The organism is Citrobacter sp. Ce119 (genome assembly GCF_030334525.1).
GTDB classification, from domain to species: Bacteria; Pseudomonadota; Gammaproteobacteria; order Enterobacterales; family Enterobacteriaceae; genus Citrobacter; species Citrobacter europaeus.
In genome coordinates, this window is sequence record NZ_JAOWDR010000045.1 from 411,785 (window position 1) to 433,829 (window position 22,045).

18 protein-coding genes are annotated in these 22,045 nt (G+C 49.9%); 7 read left to right on the forward strand and 11 right to left on the reverse strand.

The features are described 5' to 3' along the window. Nucleotides 1-102: 102 nt before the first annotated feature. The 6 genes from OGV80_RS08500 to OGV80_RS08525 all read left to right on the forward strand — a co-directional run bounded on the left by OGV80_RS08500 (nt 103) and on the right by OGV80_RS08525 (nt 7,153). Nucleotides 103-1,734, forward strand: coding sequence for a hypothetical protein (locus OGV80_RS08500; protein ID WP_087052865.1), 1,632 nt, complete (start codon nt 103-105; stop codon nt 1,732-1,734). 118 nt (nt 1,735-1,852) lie between these two features. Beyond that, on the forward strand, nt 1,853-3,034 hold the full coding sequence (locus OGV80_RS08505; RefSeq protein ID WP_043018813.1) for an MFS transporter: 1,182 nt from the start codon (nt 1,853-1,855) through the stop codon (nt 3,032-3,034). Then, complete coding sequence (gene yidZ, locus OGV80_RS08510; RefSeq protein WP_043018814.1) at nt 3,003-3,962, forward strand: HTH-type transcriptional regulator YidZ; 960 nt, start codon at nt 3,003-3,005, stop codon at nt 3,960-3,962. Before OGV80_RS08505 ends, yidZ begins: the two co-directional genes overlap by 32 nt. A gap of 166 nt (nt 3,963-4,128) precedes the next feature. Continuing rightward, complete coding sequence (locus tag OGV80_RS08515; RefSeq protein ID WP_043018815.1) at nt 4,129-4,878, forward strand: 4'-phosphopantetheinyl transferase family protein; 750 nt, start codon at nt 4,129-4,131, stop codon at nt 4,876-4,878. A gap of 30 nt (nt 4,879-4,908) precedes the next feature. Continuing rightward, complete coding sequence (locus OGV80_RS08520) at nt 4,909-5,475, forward strand: NADPH-dependent FMN reductase (protein ID WP_003827046.1); 567 nt, start codon at nt 4,909-4,911, stop codon at nt 5,473-5,475. Nucleotides 5,476-5,692: 217 nt separating this feature from the next. Then, nucleotides 5,693-7,153 (forward strand): AAA-type ATPase lid domain-containing protein, encoded by a 1,461-nt coding sequence (locus OGV80_RS08525; RefSeq protein WP_231125752.1) that lies wholly within the window; start codon nt 5,693-5,695, stop codon nt 7,151-7,153. Nucleotides 7,154-7,193: 40 nt separating this feature from the next. On the opposite strand, the gene phsC is transcribed toward OGV80_RS08525, so the two are convergent. The 5 genes from phsC to adeP form a co-directional block, all read right to left on the reverse strand. Next, entirely contained in the window at nt 7,194-8,810 is a 1,617-nt protein-coding gene (phsC, locus tag OGV80_RS08530) for a thiosulfate reductase cytochrome B subunit (protein WP_233592457.1), read from the reverse strand. Then, nucleotides 8,807-9,220, reverse strand: a complete 414-nt coding sequence (locus OGV80_RS08535; RefSeq protein ID WP_087052866.1) for a cytochrome c3 family protein — start codon at nt 9,218-9,220, stop codon at nt 8,807-8,809. Before OGV80_RS08535 ends, phsC begins: the two co-directional genes overlap by 4 nt. Nucleotide 9,221: 1 nt before the next feature. Further along, complete coding sequence (locus OGV80_RS08540) at nt 9,222-10,802, reverse strand: flavocytochrome c (protein ID WP_236019710.1); 1,581 nt, start codon at nt 10,800-10,802, stop codon at nt 9,222-9,224. Continuing rightward, the gene (locus OGV80_RS08545; RefSeq protein WP_087052867.1) at nt 10,799-12,505 is read right to left on the reverse strand and encodes an HAL/PAL/TAL family ammonia-lyase; all 1,707 of its coding nucleotides are present in this window, start codon (nt 12,503-12,505) and stop codon (nt 10,799-10,801) included. Before OGV80_RS08545 ends, OGV80_RS08540 begins: the two co-directional genes overlap by 4 nt. 308 nt (nt 12,506-12,813) lie before the next feature. After that, nucleotides 12,814-14,151: an adenine permease AdeP gene (gene adeP / locus OGV80_RS08550; RefSeq protein ID WP_003023830.1), complete on the reverse strand. Its 1,338-nt coding sequence runs from the start codon at nt 14,149-14,151 to the stop codon at nt 12,814-12,816. 167 nt (nt 14,152-14,318) lie between these two features. On the opposite strand from adeP, the gene yieH reads away from it, so the two are divergent. Next, nucleotides 14,319-14,984, forward strand: a complete 666-nt coding sequence (gene yieH / locus OGV80_RS08555; protein WP_087052869.1) for a 6-phosphogluconate phosphatase — start codon at nt 14,319-14,321, stop codon at nt 14,982-14,984. Nucleotides 14,985-15,068: 84 nt separating this feature from the next. On the opposite strand, the gene phoU is transcribed toward yieH, so the two are convergent. From phoU to glmS, 6 genes are all read right to left on the reverse strand, one after another. Next, nucleotides 15,069-15,794, reverse strand: coding sequence for a phosphate signaling complex protein PhoU (gene phoU / locus OGV80_RS08560; protein WP_003023824.1), 726 nt, complete (start codon nt 15,792-15,794; stop codon nt 15,069-15,071). A 24-nt stretch (nt 15,795-15,818) separates the two neighbouring features. Next, on the reverse strand, nt 15,819-16,592 hold the full coding sequence (gene pstB / locus OGV80_RS08565) for a phosphate ABC transporter ATP-binding protein PstB (RefSeq protein WP_042998747.1): 774 nt from the start codon (nt 16,590-16,592) through the stop codon (nt 15,819-15,821). 46 nt (nt 16,593-16,638) lie between these two features. Next, nucleotides 16,639-17,529 (reverse strand): phosphate ABC transporter permease PstA, encoded by an 891-nt coding sequence (gene pstA, locus OGV80_RS08570; RefSeq protein ID WP_016155077.1) that lies wholly within the window; start codon nt 17,527-17,529, stop codon nt 16,639-16,641. Next, on the reverse strand, nt 17,529-18,488 hold the full coding sequence (gene pstC / locus OGV80_RS08575; RefSeq protein WP_038635761.1) for a phosphate ABC transporter permease PstC: 960 nt from the start codon (nt 18,486-18,488) through the stop codon (nt 17,529-17,531). Before pstC ends, pstA begins: the two co-directional genes overlap by 1 nt. Before the next feature lie 192 nt (nt 18,489-18,680). Continuing rightward, nucleotides 18,681-19,721, reverse strand: a complete 1,041-nt coding sequence (gene pstS / locus OGV80_RS08580; protein ID WP_043018817.1) for a phosphate ABC transporter substrate-binding protein PstS — start codon at nt 19,719-19,721, stop codon at nt 18,681-18,683. A gap of 335 nt (nt 19,722-20,056) precedes the next feature. Continuing rightward, complete coding sequence (gene glmS / locus OGV80_RS08585) at nt 20,057-21,886, reverse strand: glutamine--fructose-6-phosphate transaminase (isomerizing) (RefSeq protein ID WP_043018818.1); 1,830 nt, start codon at nt 21,884-21,886, stop codon at nt 20,057-20,059. Nucleotides 21,887-22,045: the final 159 nt, after the last annotated feature.

Genomic DNA, 22,045 nt, shown 5'->3' on the forward strand with positions numbered 1-22,045 from the left:
GCTTCGAAGAATGTCATGATTGTACCTCCCGGGTTCTCTCTTTTTTCGGCACGGCATTCGCATGTTAATTTTGTGACGAGAGTCACAAAAAATGGAGAATCAATGGCCCTTTCCGATCATCAAAAACAGGTTTTCAGCGATTTTCTCTCTGGCGATCGCCTCCCATTTGCGGATATATACGAGGCGATAAGCGAGCAGTTACTTCTTCTTATCTTTAAAGCTCGCCATCTTTATACCCTTGCCGACTACCGCCATTGGTTTGAAGAACAACATCGCGTCCTCACTGCGCTGCAAGCCCAAAGTGCTAAAATTAATGAGATTTTCAAATCAGATAACTATGTCGTGGGCGCAGAGGAGGAAAAAGAGGCTCCTCTTATGAATGCTCTCGCATTTATGAACCCACTGTATGACGGTTTTGATAAAGGTAACGTCAGCCTGAAGACATGGGGGGAGATGAATCATCCACCTGAGCAACGCAGAGGGGTCTACCAGCATCAGATTACCCTCCGTGAGCAATTTATTCGTGACGATCTGTTTGCCATTTTGACCAGCTGTCAAACCGGTTGCCCCGCCATTCCGACAGAAATGCGGCAGGGCTATTGCCATCAGGATCTTTCCATCGCCCATTCACACGGCAACCTACTATTAGAAAAATTAGATAACTATTTTTCTATCGATAGAGTGGCGATTTTATCCGAGACCGTTTTCCTTCTCATTGCGGATTATCGGCAAAAACACAGCGCACTCCCTCAATGGCTGGCACCCTTCGCGGAGATCTCCGGTGGATTAGCCTTCAGAGGAATACGTGAAAGCTATGATTATAAAACCATCAAGCAACATCTTGAAAAACAGGGTTGTGAACCATTTATTGATAGTGTGATCGCTCAAGAATCAGAACATGATGCTCAGCGTATCCTGAACGTTTATATCGGCGTTTACGCCACTGATATTCACCACTGGCTTTTTGACATCCTGCAGTATTTGAAGACACCGCAGACAACGCCCTATCGCTGGAAATTTACAACCATCTCACCTGATAAAACTCAAAAGGATGAAGAAAAAAAAGAGCATGAGTCCATCGATTGGGATCGCGAATTTTGCCAAATCACGATAGATCGCCATAACCTATTGGAACTCATCCAATCGAACACCCTTTATGACGCAGTGCTTACACTTGCCGATCGCCTGCTGCATATTTATCGCCCCCAGGCAGAGCAAGCATTGCAAAACAAAGATAACGTGGCTTCACTCACCGAGAACGAGCAAAAAATCCACAACTCGAATAGTTTTCTGTTTCCTGAATCAAATCGGCGCTCGTATGAAGAAAACGTGGGCAAAGTGCAAATATTTGAGGCCTGGTACCAACGAAATAAAGTGCTGCTGATCAGCAAGAATATTAAGCGAACGGAAAAAATCACCGTAGCAGAACGGATTGCTGGACTTAAAAGCTATGACCTTAAAATGGGCATCCCTTCCGGCAGTAAAATGAAGGTCAAAGACGGTGTTTACGATACCGCCAAAAACTACAGCTTTGTGAGATTACCCGATAAGTTAAGCAAGATTTCACTACAGCGATATCACTCCAAAGCGAAAGCAATTATCAATACGGAAATTGACACCCTGTTACACGCTCAACAAACTAAAAACGCAGAATTTCCGTTCAACGGTGCGGCCTATGCCATTAAACCCCTTTGGGCAAAATGCGAATACACACTGAATACCGGGAACGAGTGAATCGTTATCGCATCCACAACAGTAATTTCCTTTCAGGAAATTACTGTTGTCCAAATGGCAACTCGTGCAGTTGACTCTATGACCGTATGCTTAGCGCCACATTCCTCATGAGGTCGCTATGACACGCTTTCTAATCTGCAGTTTCGCCCTGGTGTTACTTTATCCCGCCGGTATTGATATGTATCTGGTAGGGCTGCCCCGTATTGCTGCCGATTTACAGGCCAGCGAGGCGCAACTGCATATCGCGTTTTCGGTTTATCTGGCGGGAATGGCGACGGCGATGCTGTTCGCGGGAAAAATTGCCGATCGGTCAGGACGCAAACCCGTCGCTATTGTCGGCGCCCTCATCTTTATTTTCGCCTCTGCGCTGTGTTCATTCGCCGAAAGCGGTACGCCGTTTCTTATTGGCCGCTTTATTCAGGGCACAGGCGCAGGTTGCTGCTATGTGGTGGCCTTCGCTATTCTGCGCGATACGCTCGACGATCGCCGCCGGGCGAAGGTACTGTCGCTGTTGAACGGAATTACCTGTATTGTGCCGGTGCTGGCTCCAGTGATGGGGCATCTGATCATGCTCAAATACCCGTGGCAGAGCCTGTTCTACACGATGATCGGTATGGGGGTGGCTGTTTGCCTGCTGTCGGTGTTTGTCCTGCGAGAATCGCGCCCAGCGATGCTCCCGCCCTCTGCGGAAAAGAATCATCTGTCCGAATCTCTGGTTAACCGCTTTTTCTTAAGCCGCCTGGCTATTACCACCCTCAGCGTGTCGGTGATCCTGACCTTCGTGAATACCTCCCCAGTGCTGTTGATGGAAGTGATGGGCTTCGACCGCGGCGAGTACGCCACCACCATGGCCATGACCGCAGGCATCAGCATGGCTGTCTCTTTCTCCACACCATTCGCTCTGAGCGTGTTTAAGCCTCGCGTTCTGATGTTGACCTCGCAGGTGCTGTTTCTGTGTGCAGGTGTGGTGTTAACCCTTGCCGCCTCACACGCAGTAACGCTGTTTGGGCTGACTTTAATCTGCGCGGGGTTCTCGGTTGGTTTTGGTGTCGCCATGAGCCAGGCACTGGGTCCGTTCTCGCTGCGCGCGGGCGTTGCCAGCTCGGCGTTAGGTATTGCGCAGGTTTGCGGTTCCTCGCTGTGGATTTGGCTGGCGGCGGTGCTCGGCCTTGATGCGTTGAATATGCTGATCGGGATTCTGATTGGCTGTAGCATAGTGAGTATCATGCTGATTATCACTGTTGCACCTAACCGGTCCGCGCCAACTCATGAAGAAATCCCTCAGCAGTCTCGATCTTAATTTATTACTCTGCCTGCAGCTGTTGATGCAGGAGCGCAGCGTCACCAAAACCGCCAAACGGATGAACGTCACGCCGTCGGCGGTGAGTAAATCGTTGTCGAAGTTAAGGGCCTGGTTTGACGATCCGCTGTTTGTAAACACCCCGCTGGGGCTAACGCCAACGCCGCTGATGGTCAGCATGGAACAGAACCTGGCAGAGTGGATGCAGATGAGCAACCAGTTGCTGGATAAGCCACACCATGAAGCGCCGCGCGGGCTAAAGTTTGATCTGGTGGCCGAAACGCCGCTGGTGATGATCATGTTCAACGCGCTTTCCAGGCAGATTTATCAGCGTTATCCTCAGGCGACGATCAAAATTCGCAACTGGGACTATGATTCGCTGGATGCGATTATTCGCGGCGAAGTGGATATCGGTTTTACCGGGCGTGAAAGCCATCCACGCTCGCGTGAACTGTTAAGTTTATTGCCGCTGTCGATCGACCATGAAGTGCTGTTTTCCGATCTGCCCTGCGTCTGGCTACGTGAAGATCATCCCGCACTGCAGGAAGAGTGGAATCTGGACACTTTTCTGCGCTATCCGCACATCAGCATTAGCTGGGAGCAAAGCGATACCTGGGCGTTGGATGAAGTACTGCAAGAGATGGGGCGCGCGCGCAATATCGCGTTATGTCTGCCCGGTTTTGAGCAATCGCTGTTCATGGCCGCCCAGCCGGAACACGCGCTGATAGCCACAGCTCCGGTTTATTGCCAGCGTTATAACCAACTCCACCAGCTTCCGCTGGTGGCGCGCCCAATGCCTTTTGATGCCGCGCAGTTGGAAAAAATGCGCGTACCCTTCACCCTTCTTTGGCATAAACGTAACAGTCATAATCCTAAGATCGTCTGGTTGAAAGACACGATCAAGGCGCTTTATCGCGATATGTCCTGACGATCCGCCGCCACTTTGTTGCTGAATCGACTATTCTGGCAACAGAAATGTAAATATCGCGTAATGTATTCCATTTCAGCTTACTTTTTGGGCAGCAAAGCCTGCCTGGAAGGCGCGTAAATGTTACTCTGGTAATTATCACGGACCATTACTCACGGAGCGACAAATGGCGACACATTTTGCCAGAGGGATTCTTACGGAGGGACACCTGGTTTCAGCTCGCCTCCCTTCTCCATGTCATATCGAAGCAAGAGATCTACCCGTTCATCGCCGAACACGTTTCCTGGCTTCCCGAAGTCTTCTCGCCGAACTGATGTTTATGCTTTACGGCACCAGCACGCTGCCCGAGATTGTTACTCAGGCCAAAGGAAAACCCGTTTTTCGCGATACGAACCTGCCGGGGTTTTCGATTTCTTATGCCGGGAATATCGTCGGCGTTGCGCTAACGACGGAAGGAACGTGCGGCCTGGATTTGGAGCTTCAGCGGGCTACCCGCGGCTTTCACAATCCGAATTCAGCGGAAACCTGGCGCTTCTCCAGCAACGAAAATCTGTGGATCAACAATCAAAACGACCCCAACGAAGCACGCGCGCAGCTCATTACGTTGCGCCAGAGCGTACTCAAACTCACCGGCGATGTGTGCAATGACGACCCGCGCGAACTCCAGCTTTTACCCGGTGCAGGACGTCTGAAATGTGCCCACGTTGCGCAGGTTGAAGCCATTTGCGATGCGGAAGATGTGCTGGTGTGGTCGGTTGCGGTTACGCCAACCATTGAAAAACTCAAGGTTTGGGAGTTTGATGGTAAACAGGACTGGAAAAGTTTGCCGGATATCCAGACTCGCGCCAATGAGCCTACGGGTCGTCTGATTCGATTCTCTCAATTATGCGCAGCGAAGAGCTATACGCTTAGCTGATTTAACCTTCATGATGAAACAGGAGTTACCATGTCTGAAACATTGAATGTTGTTACGTTACTGGGAAGTCTGCGCAAAGGTTCGTTTAATGGAATGGTTGCCCGTACGCTGCCTAAGATTGCTCCAGCGGGCATGGAAGTGAACGCGTTACCATCGATTGGTGATATCCCACTGTACGATGCCGATCTCCAGCAGGAAGAAGGTTTTCCGGCAAGCGTAGAAGCGCTGGCAGAGCAAATCAGGAAGGCTGACGGTGTTGTCATCGTGACGCCGGAATATAACTATTCAGTACCCGGCGGACTGAAGAACGCTATCGACTGGCTGTCTCGTCTGCCGGATCAGCCGTTATCGGGCAAACCAGTGCTGATTCAGACCAGCTCCATGGGCGCCATTGGCGGCGCGCGCTGCCAGTACCATCTGCGTCAGATCCTGGTGTTCCTTGACGCCATGGTTATGAACAAGCCTGAATTTATGGGCGGCGTCATTCAGAACAAAGTTGACCCGCAGACGGGCGAAGTGATCGACCAAAGTACGCTGGACCATCTGACCGGTCAGCTGACCGCATTTGGTGACTACATTCAGCGCGTGAAAGCGTAAAAGAAAATTTGCTTCGTACTCTTAAATAATCCAGTAAGTGTCTATGCTTCTGGATTATTTTCTTATTTCCGTAAACCAATCCAATAACTCACTTTTGTCTATTTTTTCTCCTTCACTATTGTGGCATAGTGTTACCAGACATTGCAGTTGCAATTATACCAATAAATATTTCTAATATTTTCCCGACATTTTGTCTACCGTGAACAATGGATATGCCATGGACAGGACATTTTCACATCTCAGGACCGCTTTATGTAGCAGCACACAATTGGAGAAATCCATGTATGCTTGCCTACAATCGATACCAGATTCAATAGTTTGTGACGGTATTTTCTTTAACTACTACCGTAGTGATATTCGTTGCATCCAGTTTTTAGCATTGGCGACGCATAAAACGGCACGATTGAAAAGGGATGTCATCCCCATTCCTGAAAACATTGCCCGACAATTCAATCACTCAGATAATTTTTCTACTCAGGTTATCGACAATCTGAGCCAATGCCCGTTGACTGAATATGTGGTTAGTACCTGCTTTCGTAATATCAAATCGCTTATCCTGATGCGCATGCATTTGGATGGTTTACGACTTGGTGCAATGGGTATATTTAGCCACCATGCAAATGCCTTTACACCTCAACATGCTGAATTATTTGAATCTGTGAGAGGAGAGCTCTCATTACTGGCTTTTATTGCCTTGTCACGACAAAATCTTTTAGTGAATAATACTCCAGTTCCACTATCAGAACTTCCTGTCCCAGAAGAGAATGAAAAATTTATCATCAGTCAAACCAATTCCCATCTGTATCAGTTATATAGGTCGCTGGATAAATTAGCAAATAGTGAGCAACCTATTTTACTACTGGGCGAGGAAGGTGTAGGAAAAACAACACTAGCCTCAGAACTTCAACAACGAAAAACCAACCGTAGTGGTTATTATGGATTGATAACACCTCAAGGCCAGTTGGTTATTATGAGAAGTGGGGTTGTAGATAGAACAATAAACATAGACTTGAATAAAACACCTAATATGGCTATGTTTTTGATATTACATCAAGGTTCTTTACTAGTAAAAGAAATAAAGTCATTTCCCGAGCGCTGGCAAACTTTTCTACTCGCACTCCATGCAAGCTATCGCGAGTATTGCCAGTTGCAGATTATTGCTACGCAAACACAACCATTTTCAATGGTACAAAACTCCGGTATCTACGATATATCTAAAGGCCATCTGACAAATCAACGGTATGCTAACATTCTCTGCCAGATAATCACCTTACCGCCCCTACGGTATCGCCATGATGACATCCCTCTGTTGTTAACACATTATTTAAGGAAATTATCAGGTCAACATAAATACCATACTCTACCAGTGTTAGGGGATGATGCTCTACGATTATTATTGCAATATAACTGGCCGGGCAACATCACAGAATTAATTGGATTATTAGAGAATGCGTTCTTCCGTTGCCCAGCTAATGAATTGAATATTATTATCCCCCGAGAGAGGAATACTTTGTCAATCAGCACGCTTGATGAGGCTATACGCCAGCACATTCAAAAGGCATTAAAACAGACAGGGGGAAGAATATCAGGTAAAGATGGGGCCGCAGAACTACTCGGTGTCAACAGTAACACCCTCTACAGCAAAATAAAAAAGCTGGGCATAGTTGTTAAAGATTAATCCCCTTCCCCTGGTATGGGAAAGGGGAGAATTTTCATTACTACAGTTTTTTGGAACGATGGAAACCGTCAATCATACCTTTAATTAGTGATCCTGGCTTATCTCCTGTACTGCATAAATAAAGATGCACGATGATAAAGGCTATCATAACCACAGCCAGACCATAATGGAGCCAGGCCACAACCTGCTTACCCGGCAACGAAAATAGCGTTTCGGGAGTAAGATCAGAATACATCATGAATAATCCGGTCACTATCAACGACGGCAACAACAAAAACATCACGCCAATATAGCCAAGTTGTTGGAGGATATTGAATTTAGCCTCTGGCGATGCTTGCTCTGGATGGGATTCGCCACGAAAAATACCGTATAGATAATAACGTGTCTGCCGGGTAAACCGCCCCATAAAACCTTGCCAGCTTACTCGATAATGATGCCCGTTACCGCATATCGCCACCAGGATGAAGCCCAGCCAAATAATACATAACGATACACCAGCAATATTATGCACATCGACCCAAAGTGAGAATTGCGCACTTACCCAGTGTAGTGCAAAACCACTAACGATCAGTGCAGTAAAGCAGAGCGCATTCAGCCAGTGCCAGCAACGGACAGGAAGCGTATAAAGATAATGTTTATCCATCGACATATCGATAGCGCGGTGAGACAAGATGATTCGTCCCAAACCATGGCAGATTAACAAAGCGACAAGGCCGCCCAATCCCCAGGCCACCAGACTATCCGCCTGCCCACTGCCATTATTACCAATCATGTAGGTATTGGTAAACAAAGCACCATCAACCTGGCGAACGACCGGTGGTAACGTTGATACCGTCGCGAGTTTTTCCCTCAGCACACTTTCATCAAAGAGCCCTTTCCCTAAAAGACTTCCAGCCAGTGCATTTTCATCCGGCGCGAACGTTTTCAGTCGGCTCGTCAGCAACGCGCTATCTCCATGACACTGTTCACAACTGACAGCTTGCGAGGCAGGCAGAATTCGATGCAGGGTGGTATCGGCTATATCAGCATGACAATCAATGCAGCGTAAACTGTTGAGATGCTCAGAAGCATAAGGGAGCGCCGAGTGCGCCAGATTCTGAGTAGTTGAGGTTTTTCCCCCTGACAACTGCGTAAAGACCCCCGCCCGCGAATGACAGTTCGTACACATTAAATTGTCGTCAGCAACCCGTTGTTTACCCGGATGATTTAGTTCTCCAGCAGTCATGGTGTGTGCGTTATGGCACGAGGTACAGGTGAACTCGCCATTGGCAATCTTTTCACTATGCACACTCTGCTGTACGGCATGTACCGTATCGCGCATGACTACGCCATGACAGCTTTCACAACTCTTCTCTGCTCCTGCTTTTAAAACATGAGGGGTAACTGAAAATCCCTCGCTTCCGGGTTTACTCTGATGACAAGCGATACATGGCACCTCGCCATGCACGCTATCGTGATACTTATCTGGTGAAACGAATAAATTATCCTGCACTTTATCCGTCGATATGCCCTGGATATCTCCGTCTGCGTGACATGCCAGACAAGGTTGATTGAGTTGTTGTGTCGGAATTGGCGCAGAAAATCCCGACAGCGGCATCCCCCCTGACAGTAGAAAAAAGAAGCCTCTTATTAAGAATCCGCGCATGATTTCCCTCATGGCTTCATATCCGGATATTTAAATAGATGGCAATTATTACAATAAATTACCGAGGGTTTATGCTCGTTATGACAAGCAGTACAAGGAACATCTTTTCCGTAATGCATTGAGTCATGCGGGTTAGGCTCAGCATTTTTATCTTGTGGATTAGGTTGCGTTAATTCGGCAACCTGATCGCGTGAACCGTGACAACTAAGGCACGACTTATCATTGGGTGCCGCAACTGGCGTACTGGCGCCATGGCACAACTGACATGATGTATCTCGTCCGGTTGCCTCCAGCGAATGGTGATAAGGCTTAACGGTCATTGTGTTCAGTTGCTGATGAAAAGCAGCCTCATCATCCGCCGCAGCTGTAACCTGGGAAAAACCACCAATAAGCAGCAACAGGGCTATCCATAACTTTGCCATGTTAAATTCCCTCAACATCAAATACATCACCCACTGCGCTCGAAGAAGCAACGCTGGCGCCTGCAATCCGACCAAAAACCAGACAATCAGCCACAGCACAACTACCAAGACGACTTCCACCATGTGAACCTGCAGTTGCTTCTCCGGCAGCATACAGACCTGGGATCGGCTTACTATCAGCAGCGTTAAGTACCTCTGTCCGCATATTTATCTGTACTCCACCCATGATGTAGTGCACTTTTGGCCACACACGTACGGCGACAAATGGTCCTTTATCCAGTGGAACTGCACGACTCACATCTTTCTTCATGCGATCGCCCCCCTTACGGGCTACGGCGGCATTGTAGGTATCTACTTCTTCTGTCAGCACGTCGTAAGGTATACCGAAATGCGCAGCCAACAACTCCAGGGAGTCAAATTGCCAGGCCACGCCATAGTGCAGGGCATGCCCCAGGCTTTGTGCCTGTTTTGCGCCTTCCAGGGTGGTAAAACAGATGGGATAAAGTGGATCTCCCTTTTCATCGACTTGTGCCAAAATCCCTTCTTCACGCTCTTTACGATCGGCAAGTTCGTTTGTGAAGCGATGGCCAGTACGTGGGTTAACCATGATTCCATTAGGAAAACCGGAGATAGTATTGAACTGCGATACGTAACCAAATCCGCGTTCGTCTGGTGAAGACCAGGGGCCTAGCTGAATAAGGTCAAGTTGTACTGGTGTTGCGCCAATACGTAGCATTTGCACCAGACATTCCGACGTCGCACCAGGATGGTTTGTGGAGTCGACACGCTCATCCAGCATGGGGTTTTGCATTTTACGAAAACGTAAATCGTTAGAAAAACCGCCAGAACACATCACCACGCCGTATCGTGCGCCGTAGTGCCTTATCTGACCCGTCTGTTCATCAGGGAAACGATACCCATCACGAACAGTCAGACCAACCACTCGCCCCTCGCCGTTTAGTCGGAAAGATTCCAGCTTGCATCGTGAACGAAAAACAACCCCCATTTTTGCAGCAGACTCTTTCAGGGGCCGGGTGATACCAGCCCCTGAGCTCTCGACAGTTTGCAGCGTACGGGGAACCGAGTGACCGCCAAAATGCTGGACAAACGGTTTATATTTCACGCCATGTTGCAGGGTAAACTCATAGGCAGCCATGGTATTACTGACCAAAATTTTCAGTTGATCTTTATCATTAAGCCCCCGCCCGGCTTTAAGCATGTCTTTAAACATCAGCTCAGGAGAGTCAACTATCCCCTCTTTTTCCTGCAACGGAGAACCCGCAACCGCAACGGCACCACCGTTAATCGCAGAGTTACCGCCAAAAACCGGCATTTTATCGATCACCAGTACACTGCGGCCTGCCTGGGCCGCTTCGAGCGCAGCAGCTAACCCAGCAAAACCACTTCCCACCACAATCACATCGTAAATTTTATGGTAACGAACCGCCGTTGCCTGACAGCTGCTCAGCTGTGCTCGCGCACTCCCCGCCAGCGCCGTCAGCGCACCTCCCGTCGCCAGAATGGTGCTTTTCGTTAAAAAGGCCCGCCGCGATGCATTAACGGTTTTTTTCATTTTCGTCATTTGCTCCCTGCTTGCGTATTAACCAGGGTCCCGGCAGGAAACGATGCGACTAATGCAGAGGAATCTGCAATGTTGTCGCTGAAAATCCGATCCTGCGAAACAAACGGTACTTTTTCCCGATAAGCGGCAAAAAGTTTGCCTGTCATCTCTCCCAACTTCAGGTCAGGATTTTTTTGTTTTCTTAGATCGATAGCCTGGCTGGCATGCAACAATTCCAGACCATAAATGCTACGCATATCATCAGCGATCTGATTCAAGCGTTTGGACGCCCGGAGATTATTGGTATAGGTATCTTCAATCGTGCCCGCCATCGGTTGGCCATCAAGGGATACCGGATTAACCAGGTCGCGAATATCAGCCAGTAGCGCAACCTGTGGCTTCTGAATTGCCCCAAAAGCATGTCCTTGTTGATTGGTGTCAGAAGCAAGGAAGCGACTCAATCCAGTGAAATGCTCGTCAGATAAATGCAAAGTGCGCTGTACGCTGTTATGCGCCAAATGCCCCATCGCTAAAGACAGATTCTGAATTGCCAGCGCCAGAGGCAGAGGTTCAAAATTAGAGGTTGGGAAAATCGCGCCGCTGAGGGTTTCGCCATTGGCCTCTTTTTCGCTCACGAAGTACTGCTCAACCTGGCTATTTTCCGCCAACGAACGATCGGCATTTACGATCACCGCCGGATTGTCATCAGAGCTGTTCATCTGAATTTCCAGCATTTGCCAGGCTTCATTCCACTCGCGACGTGCTTCATTAAGAACAAATACTGTCGTACGGAAAGAGAGCGGATCTTGTAAAGGTCGTCCATCCTGATGCTGCCAAAGATAAGAACCGGTTAGTACATTACGAATACTTCCGGCAGTATCCTGAATTCCAGGGAAAGGCCGCACACTTAAGCTTTGGTACAAGAATGGGGCAACATTGCCATCAAGCGCCTCCAGAGATAAACCATAGACCACAGGTGTAACGTTTATGATCTGGCGGGATTCCAGTAAGGCCTGAGCGGAGTAGGCTGTTGATATCGCATTTGAAGAGAGAATTGAGAGAGCATCTTTACCAAGCGGTTCCAGCTTTTCAATGCCCGCCTGTTTCAGGGCTTTCGCTGAATCCATCTCGACGCCTTTCACACGAACACGCCACTCACCAATCATTACGTCGCCAATATGTGATGCAAGCGTTATATCAGCTTCACCAACGGAACCGCGCGAGGGCACGACGGGAGTAATATGCTTATTGAGGAACTGCTGATACAGTTTGGCTACCTGCGGTTGGGCTCCTGTATTTCCCGTCAACATCGTATTAAGGCGGATCACCATCGCCAGACGAACCAATTCATCCGGCATATCGGGCCCAACACCTGCTGCGTGTGCATGCAGAGCGTTGATATTAAATTCACGTGAGGCCTGAATAACTTCCGGCGTCAATTTTCCATGCGCATCGAACAATGATTTATCTTTGTTGAGACCGACACCTACCGTCAGCCCGTAAACAGGAACCCCTTTACCGGCAGCAATCATCAAAAGTTTGTTCGCTTTATCGACGCGATCCATTGCAGTTGAAGCGATGTCGACTTGTTTTTCTCCTTGAGCGATGGCCCAGGCATCATCCAGTGTCAATGAATGACCATCCAGCGTTACGCTGGTAGCCGAATACGCGAATAACGGAAAAAACAGGGAGACGCAGAACGTCGCAATGACAGTCTTCTTCATTTCTAAACTCCTTTTAATAGAGATAAGAAACAGTAACGAAAAAAGCCTGTGCGAAAGTTGAAATAGCCCCTGCATTTATTAAGGCTATTTTTGATATTTCAAAAAAATCAAAATGAAAACATTTCAATTTATTAACAGATAATTCACCAGATGAAGCAACAGTTCACGGCTAGCAAATCACAATGAAGGACGGTGAATAAATCACTTAAGACTTTTGATTGAAGAGAGATAATTTGCAGGTCTGACAGGAGATGAGTGATAAAAAATTATGCTTCAGCCTTAAATCATAAGACTGAAGCATGTGTACATTAATGCGCGTCGATAAACACAATCTTCAGCACAAACAGCAGCGCGACAACAATGACGCACGGGCTGAGATCGCGGAAACGTCCGGTACCGATTTTCATCACACAGTAGGAAATAAAGCCCAGCGCGATACCTTCGGTAATCGAGAAGCTAAACGGCATCATCACGGCGGTAATAAACGCCGGAACTGCTTCTGTCAGGTCATCCCACTTCACGCGCGACAGGCTTGATGTCATCAGCACACCAACATAAATCAGCGCACCTGCGGCAGCATAGCCCGGCACCATTCCCGCCAGCGGCGACAGGAAGATAACCAGCAGGAACAGCAAGCCAACAACTACCGCTGTCAGGCCAGTACGTCCACCGACAGAAACCCCGGAAGAAGACTCAATATACGCGGTAACGGAAGACGTCCCGATAAACGCGCCGGTAACAGACGACACGCTATCCACATACAACGCCTGCTTCATGCGCGGGAACTTGCCCTTCGCATCCGCCAGACCAGCTTTATCCGTGACGCCAATCAACGTACCGGAGGAGTCGAACAGGTTGACCAGCATGAACGAGAAAATTACACCCGCCAGGCCAATGTTAAACGAACCAGCCAGATCAACATGTCCGATAACAGACATTACGCTCGGCGGCGCTGAGACGATTCCGTTGTAATGAACATCGCCCAGCATCCAGCCCAGCAGCGTGGTCACAATGATGGAGATCAGCACCGCCGCATGAATATTACGTGACGCCAGAATCGCGATGATAAAGAAGCCCAGAATGCCGAGCAGTACGCTGTGGGAGGTCAGGTTGCCGATGGACACCAGGGTGTCTTTGTTCGCCACGATAACGCCGGCGTTTTTCAGCCCCATCATGCCGATGAACAGACCAATACCGCTGGTGATCCCCACGCGCAGGCTAACCGGGATATTGGCTATCATCCAGTAACGTACGCGGAAAATGGTCAGCAGCAGCAGACCTACCGCACCCCAGAAGATAGCCCCCATACCGATCTGCCATGACAGGCCCATGGCGCCAACGACCACGAAAGCAAAGAATGCGTTCAGGCCCATAGCTGGCGCTAGTGCGACCGGCAGGTTGGCAAATAGCCCCATCAGGATGCTACCAAATGCAGCAATAAGGCAGGTGGTAACAAAGACGGCGCTGGTATCCATGCCAGCCACGCCAAGAATTTGCGGGTTAACAAAAACGATATAAACCATCGTCAGGAAGGTGGTTAAACCGGCGATCACTTCGGTCCGTGCCGTCGTGCCATGTTCGCGCAGTTTGAACACGCGTTCCAGCATCCCCTGGCCAGAAGCCTGGGTTGTGTGTTGTTGACTCATTATCAATTTCCGAACAAGGAGGGAAAATTCGTCGCTATCCTATACCAAAATGCGACAATAGGGTTGGGTTATGAGCAACTTTTTTCATTGATTTTGCTTATACGGCAACGATTGCGTTGCCTAATAATGCATTACGAAAACGTTAAACTTGTTAAAACGGAAATGACATGTCCCAGATAGAAGCCGTATTTTTTGACTGTGATGGTACCCTTGTCGACAGTGAAGTGATTTGTTCTCGCGCGTATGTCAGCATGTTCCAGGCGTTCGGCATTACGCTCGATCTTGAAGAAACGTTCAAACGCTTCAAAGGGGTAAAGCTGTACGAGATCATCGACATTATCAACGAAGAGCACGGTGTCGAACTGGCAAAAGCCGATTTAGAACCGGTCTACCGCGCTGAGGTCGCACGTCTGTTCGATACGGAACTGGAGGTGATCGCTGGCGCTAATGTGCTACTGGACAGTATGACGGTGCCCATGTGCGTAGTGTCCAACGGTCCGGTCAGCAAAATGCAGCATTCACTGGGTAAACTGGGCATGTTGCACCATTTCCCTGATTTACTGTTCAGCGGATACGATATTCAGCGCTGGAAGCCCGATCCGGCCCTGATGTTCCATGCGGCGAAAGCGATGGACGTTAACGTTGAGAACTGCATTCTGGTCGATGATTCCAGTGCAGGCGCGCAGGCGGGGGTTGCTGCGGGAATGGAAGTGTTCTATTTCTGCGCCGATCCGCACAACAAACCGATCGATCATCCAAAAGTCACGACGTTTACCGATCTGGCACAGTTGCCGGAATTGTGGAAAGCGCGGGGTTGGGATATTACCCGGTAATTTTTTGTAGGCCCGGTAAGCTTACGCCACCGGGCAATTGCCGGATGGCACTGACGCTTATCCGGCCTACTTTCTGCGTTTTTATCACTCTTTCGGATCTTTGCCCGCCAGCAGCTTATCCAGCTCATCGCCGCCCACATGACGGAAGTCCTGTCCCTTCACGAAGTAGAAGATGTATTCGCAGATATTCTGGCAGCGGTCACCGATACGCTCGATGGAACGGGCGCAGAACAGCGCGGTCAGCACGCTTGGAATGGTACGTGGATCTTCCATCATGTAGGTCATCAGCTGACGCACGATGCCTTCATATTCCTGGTCGACTTTCTTATCTTCGCGATAAATACGTACCGCTTCGTCGAGATCCATACGCGCAAACGCATCCAGCACGTCATGCAGCATTTGTACGGTGTGGCGGCCCAGTGACTCCAGGCTTACCAGCAGCGGTTGATGCTGTTGCGAGAATTTCTCCAGCGCGGTGCGGCAGATTTTGTCCGCCACGTCGCCAATACGTTCCAGCTCAGCAATGGTTTTGATTATTGCCATCACCAGACGCAGATCGCTGGCGGTCGGCTGACGCTTGGCGATGATACGTACGCAGGCTTCGTCGATCGCCACTTCCATCATGTTGACGTTCTTATCGCCTTCAATGACGCGCTTCGCCAGCTCACTGTCCTGGTTATGCATGGCGGTAATCGCATCAGAAAGCTGCTGCTCGACCATGCCGCCCATGGTCATCACCTGGGTACGGATGCTTTCCAGCTCTGCATTGAACTGGCCGGAAATATGTTTGTTAAGGTTTAAATTGTCCATCATTTCTCCAGATGCCCGGGCATATCAACCGTAGCGGCCAGTAATGTAATCTTCAGTTTGTTTCTTCGCGGGCTTGGTGAACAGATCGTCCGTGTTGCTGAACTCAATCAACTCGCCCAGGTACATAAACGCCGTGTGATCGGAACAACGCGCAGCCTGCTGCATGTTGTGGGTTACGATAACGACGGTGTAATCTTGTTTCAGCTCTGTGATCAGCTCTTCAATGCGCCCGGTAGAAATAGGGTCGAGCGCTGAACACGGCTCATCAAGCAGAAGCACTTCCGGACGAATGGCGATACCGCGCGCAATACACAGACGCTGCTGCTGACCACCGGAGAGAGAGTACCCGCTCTGGTGTAATTTATCTTTGGTTTCGTTCCACAGTGCGGCCTTGGTCAACGCCCACTGCACACGTTCGTCCATATCCGCACGCGAGAGTTTCTCAAACAGACGCACCCCAAAAGCGATGTTATCGTAGATGGACATCGGGAACGGCGTCGGCTTCTGGAATACCATGCCCACTTTGGCACGCAGCAGAGCGATATCCTGAGTGTTAGTGAGAATATTGTCGCCATCCAGCAGGATTTCGCCTTCCGCACGCTGTTCCGGGTACAGTTCAAACATTTTGTTGAATGTACGCAGCAGCGTCGATTTACCACAGCCTGACGGCCCGATAAACGCCGTTACCTGGTTTTTAGCAATATCCAGGTTGATGTTCTTCAGGGCATGGAATTTGCCATAGTAGAAGTTCAAATCACGAACCTGAATCTTACCCGGGGCAGTATCAACCATACTCATTTCAATCTCTTCCTCATCCGGCGCCGCATCAGCCACGCCGTAAAAATTAACCGTGTTTCTTCTTCGCGAAAATGACGCGCGCCAGAATGTTCAGCAGCAGTACGCACAGGGTAATAATCAGCACCCCGGCCCAGGCCAGTTGCTGCCACTCAGCAAACGGGCTCATCGCAAACTTAAAGATAGTGACCGGCAGGTTAGCGATAGGCTGCATCATGTCGGTGCTCCAGAACTGGTTGGAGAGCGACGTAAACAGCAGCGGAGCCGTTTCACCTGCGATACGTGCAATAGCCAGCAGAACCCCTGTAATAATGCCCGAGACAGACGCCTTCAGGGTGATCGCAGAAATCATCTTCCACTTCGGCGTACCCAGTGCATAGGCAGCTTCACGCAGGCTATCCGGCACCAGCTTGAGCATGTTCTCCGTGGTACGAATAACAATGGGCACCTGCAGCAGCGCCAGCGCGATAACGCCCGCCCAGCCGGAGAAGTGCTCCATTTTTGCCACCACGATGGTGTAAACAAACAGGCCAACTACGATTGATGGCGCAGACAACAGGATGTCGTTGATAAAGCGGATGACCTCAGCCAGCCAGGACTTACGTCCATACTCTGCCAGGTAGATGCCCGCCATAATACCAAGCGGTGTACCAAACACGGTCGCCCACAGAATTAACAGCCCGCTACCGGCCAGGGCGTTCGCCAGACCACCGCCCGCCGTATTCGGCGGAGGCGTCATTTCGGTGAACAACGCCAGCGACATACCGTCAATACCGCGGGTGATCGTGGACATCAGGATCCAGATAAGCCAGAACAGACCGAACGCCATGGTCGCCATAGAGAGCGTCAGCGCGATGCGGTTCTTCAGGCGACGACGCGCCTGCATTTTACGGCGGGATTCCGCTAGTGCAGCGGTGTTTTGCATTTCAAGCGTAGCCATTAGCGTGCCCCCTCGTTCTTCGCAAGGCGCATGATCATGAACTTAGACGCCGCCAGTACGATGAAGGTGATCACAAACAGAATCAGACCCAGTTCCATCAACGCGGCAACGTGCAGCCCTGATTCCGCTTCGGCAAATTCATTCGCCAGCGCAGAGGTAATACTGTTGCCAGGCATGTACAGCGAGGCACTGTCGAGCTGGTAGGTGTTACCGATGATAAAGGTCACCGCCATGGTTTCACCCAGCGCGCGACCCAGACCAAGCATCACACCGCCAATCACACCGTTTTTGGTGAACGGCAGGACGATGCGCCAGATAACTTCCCAGGTAGTACAACCGATGCCGTAGGCTGACTCTTTCATCAGGACCGGCGTTTGTTCGAACACATCGCGCATAACCGCCGCAATGTACGGGATGATCATGATAGCGAGGATCACGCCAGCAGCCAGAATACCGATACCAAACGCCGGACCAGCAAACAGCGCGCCAACAAACGGAATGTTGGAAAGGATGTTCCCGACCGGTTCCTGGAAATAAGTCGCAAACAGCGGAGCAAAAATAAACAGGCCCCACATGCCGTACACGATACTTGGAATTGCCGCCAGCAGCTCAATAGCGATACCCAGCGGGCGACGCAGCCAGCCAGGTGCAAGTTCAGTCAGGAATAAAGCAATGCCGAAACTCACCGGAACGGCAATCAGCAGCGCGATAAGCGAGGTGACCAGCGTACCGTAAATCGGTACTAATGCACCATAGATGTCGTTTGGCGCATCCCATTCTTTAGTCCACAGAAAGGAGAAGCCAAATTTCTGAATGCTTGGCCAGGAGGAGATAACCAGAGAGACAATAATGCCACCCAACATCAATAGCACAATCAGCGCAGCCAGTTTTACCAGCGCGCTGAATATCATGTCACCCTTTTTACCCGGTGGGTTAAAAGCAGGCTTGGTTGCAGCCATAAATCACTCTTTAAGTTTGGGCCAGGAAGCACGCATTTTATCGTGCTTCCCGGCTAACGTAATGCCATACCCTAAATAATTCGAGTTGCAGCAAGGCGGCAAGCTTGTGGATCCCCAGGAGCATAGATTCACTATGTGACTGGAGTGAACAAGCACAGCCAACACAGCTGCGGCTCGAAGTATGACGGGTATTTAGTACAGCGCTTTACCGCTGCTGTCTTTCACGTTGGTCTTCCATGCAGCACGAATCTGCTCAACCACGCTGTCCGGCAGGCTGGCGTAATCCAGGTCATTAGCCTGTTTGCCGCCATTTTTGTACGCCCAGTCGAAGAACTTCAGCACTTCAGCGCCCTGCTCAGGTTTCTTCTGCTCTTTATGCACCAGGATGAAGGTGGTGGAAGTGATAGGCCACGCATCGTCACCTTTCTGGTTAGTCAGATCCTGAGCGAAGGTTTTGCTCCAGTCAGCGCCTTTTGCGGCATTAGCGAAGCTTTCTTCGGTCGGGCTTACCGGTTTACCATCAGCAGAGACCAGCTTGGTGTACGCCAGGTTGTTCTGCTTAGCGTAAGCGTACTCAACGTAGCCAATAGAGCCCGGCAGACGCTGGACGAACGCGGCGATACCGTCGTTACCTTTACCGCCCAGACCGGTCGGCCAGTTAACGGTAGAGCCGGAACCAATTTTAGATTTCCACTCTTCGTTCACTTTTGCCAGATAGCTGGTGAAGACAAAGGACGTACCGGAACCGTCAGCACGACGCACAACGGCGATATTCTGCGAAGGCAGCTTCAGACCCGGGTTCAGTTTGGTGATGGCTTCATCATCCCACTTCTTAATTTTACCGAGGTAGATGTCGCCGAGCGTTTTACCGTCCAGCACCAGCTCGCCGGATTTCAGGCCAGGGATGTTGACTGCCAGTACCACACCACCGATAACGGTCGGGAACTGGAACAGGCCTTCTTGATTGAGTTTTTCGTCAGACAGCGGCGCATCTGAAGCACCGAAATCAACGGTATTCGCTGTGATTTGTTTTACACCACCGGAGGAGCCGATACCCTGGTAGTTTACTTTGCTACCGGTCTCTTTCTGATAGGTATCTGCCCATTTGGCATACACTGGCGCAGGGAAGGTTGCACCTGCACCTGTCAGGCTCGCTGCTGCAAACGCAGAGAACGCGCTCATGGATAAGGTCGCGGCGACAACAGTTGCGACAGTGGTACGCATAACTTTCATAATGTCTCCTGCACGGTTTTCGTAAATCGTTGTTTGAGTTGCTACTGTGAGCAAAATAGGACAAACAGGTGACAGTTAAATGTACGAAATATGACAGTTTTATGACAACGAAAAATACGTGAAGTTTCTCAGATAAAAATGCATTTAAAACAAAACGTTAGTCATTACCATGACAATAACATTTCGCTAAAATTTTCTTTTTATGACACTGCAAACAGTAGCTGAAGATGACGGTTTGTCACATAAAACAGGCGGGATAATTGATTAAAAACAGAACAAGCGAAAAAATAATGCCCCGCTTGTAGCAGGGCATTTTCAGTTCAGTTAAGTACGGATTACTCTACGGTAACCGACTTCGCCAGGTTACGCGGCTGGTCCACGTCAGTGCCTTTAATCAGCGCCACATGATACGCCAGCAGCTGCAGCGGAACGGTGTAGAAGATTGGTGCAATTACCTCTTCCACATGCGGCATCTCGATGATGTGCATGTTTTCACTGCTGGTAAAGCCAGCATCCTGGTCAGCGAAGACGTACAGCTGGCCGCCACGGGCGCGAACTTCTTCAATGTTGGATTTCAGTTTTTCCAGCAGTTCGTTGTTCGGTGCCACGACGATAACCGGCATATCAGCGTCAATCAGCGCCAGTGGACCGTGCTTCAGTTCACCTGCGGCATATGCTTCAGCGTGAATATAAGAAATCTCTTTCAGCTTCAGCGCGCCTTCCAGCGCAATTGGGTACTGATCGCCACGACCAAGGAACAGCGCATGGTGTTTGTCAGAGAAACCTTCAGCCAGAGCGGCAATGCGTTTGTCCTGAGACAGCATCTGCTCAATACGACTCGGCAGCGCCTGCAGTCCGTGAACGATTTCCTGCTCAATAGACGCATCCAGGCCTTTCAGACGAGACAGTTTCGCCACCAGCATCAGCAGAACGGTCAGTTGCGTGGTAAAGGCTTTCGTGGAGGCCACACCGATTTCGGTACCGGCATTGGTCATCATCGCCAGATCGGATTCACGCACCAGAGAAGATCCCGGGACGTTACAGATAGCCAGCGAGCCCAGATAGCCCAGCTCTTTAGATAAGCGCAGACCCGCCAGGGTATCCGCCGTTTCACCTGACTGGGAAAGGGTGATCATCAGGCTGTTACGACGCACGGCAGATTTGCGATAGCGGAACTCAGAAGCGATTTCGACATCACAAGGAATACCCGCCAGCGATTCAAACCAGTAGCGCGATACCATACCTGAGTTGTACGACGTACCGCAGGCGATAATCTGGATATGCTCAACCTGAGACAGCAGCTCGTTGGCATGCGAACCCAGCTCGCTTAAATCCACTTCACCGTGGCTAATGCGCCCGGTCAGCGTATTTTTAATTGCGTTCGGCTGTTCGTAGATCTCTTTCTGCATGTAGTGGCGATAAATACCTTTTTCGCCCGCATCGTATTGCAGATTAGATTCGATATCCTGACGTTTCACTTCCGCGCCAGACTTGTCGAAAATGGTAACCGAACGACGGGTCACTTCCGCAATGTCACCCTCTTCCAGGAAGATAAAGCGACGGGTTACCGGCAGCAGCGCCAACTGATCGGAAGCGATAAAGTTCTCACCCATACCCAGCCCAATCACCAACGGGCTACCAGAACGAGCGGCCAGCAGGGTTTCCGGGTTACGGGTATCCATGATCACCGTGCCGTAGGCACCGCGCAGCTGCGGAATAGTACGCAGCACGGCTTCACGCAGCGTACCACCCTGTTCCAGTTCCCAGTGCACCAGGTGAGCAATCACTTCGGTGTCTGTTTCAGAAACAAAGGTGTAACCACGGGTTTTCAGCAGTTCACGCAGCGGTTCATGGTTTTCAATGATGCCGTTATGCACCACGACAATGTGTTCAGAAACATGAGGATGCGCGTTCGCTTCTGAAGGTTCGCCGTGTGTCGCCCAACGGGTATGAGCGATACCTGTACCACCATGCAGCGGATGTTCTTCCGCAGCAGCAGTCAGCATCTGCACTTTACCCAGACGACGCAGACGGGTCATATTGCCTTCAGCATCGACAACGGCCAGACCAGCAGAGTCATAACCACGATATTCCAGACGACGTAAACCTTCGAGAAGGATTTCAGCTACATCACGCTGCGCGATAGCGCCAACAATTCCACACATATTTTTTGATTCCGAATTTAGGCATTGTGCCTGTCGTTGTCGCTGACCTGTATTTGCCCTTTCCGGGCGCCCCGAGCCTTGTAGAGAGTGGGGTTATTTTTTTAGGTACTGCTTGTTGAGCGGAGGATTATATTATCCCCTCATCTCTTGTCTGCCTGA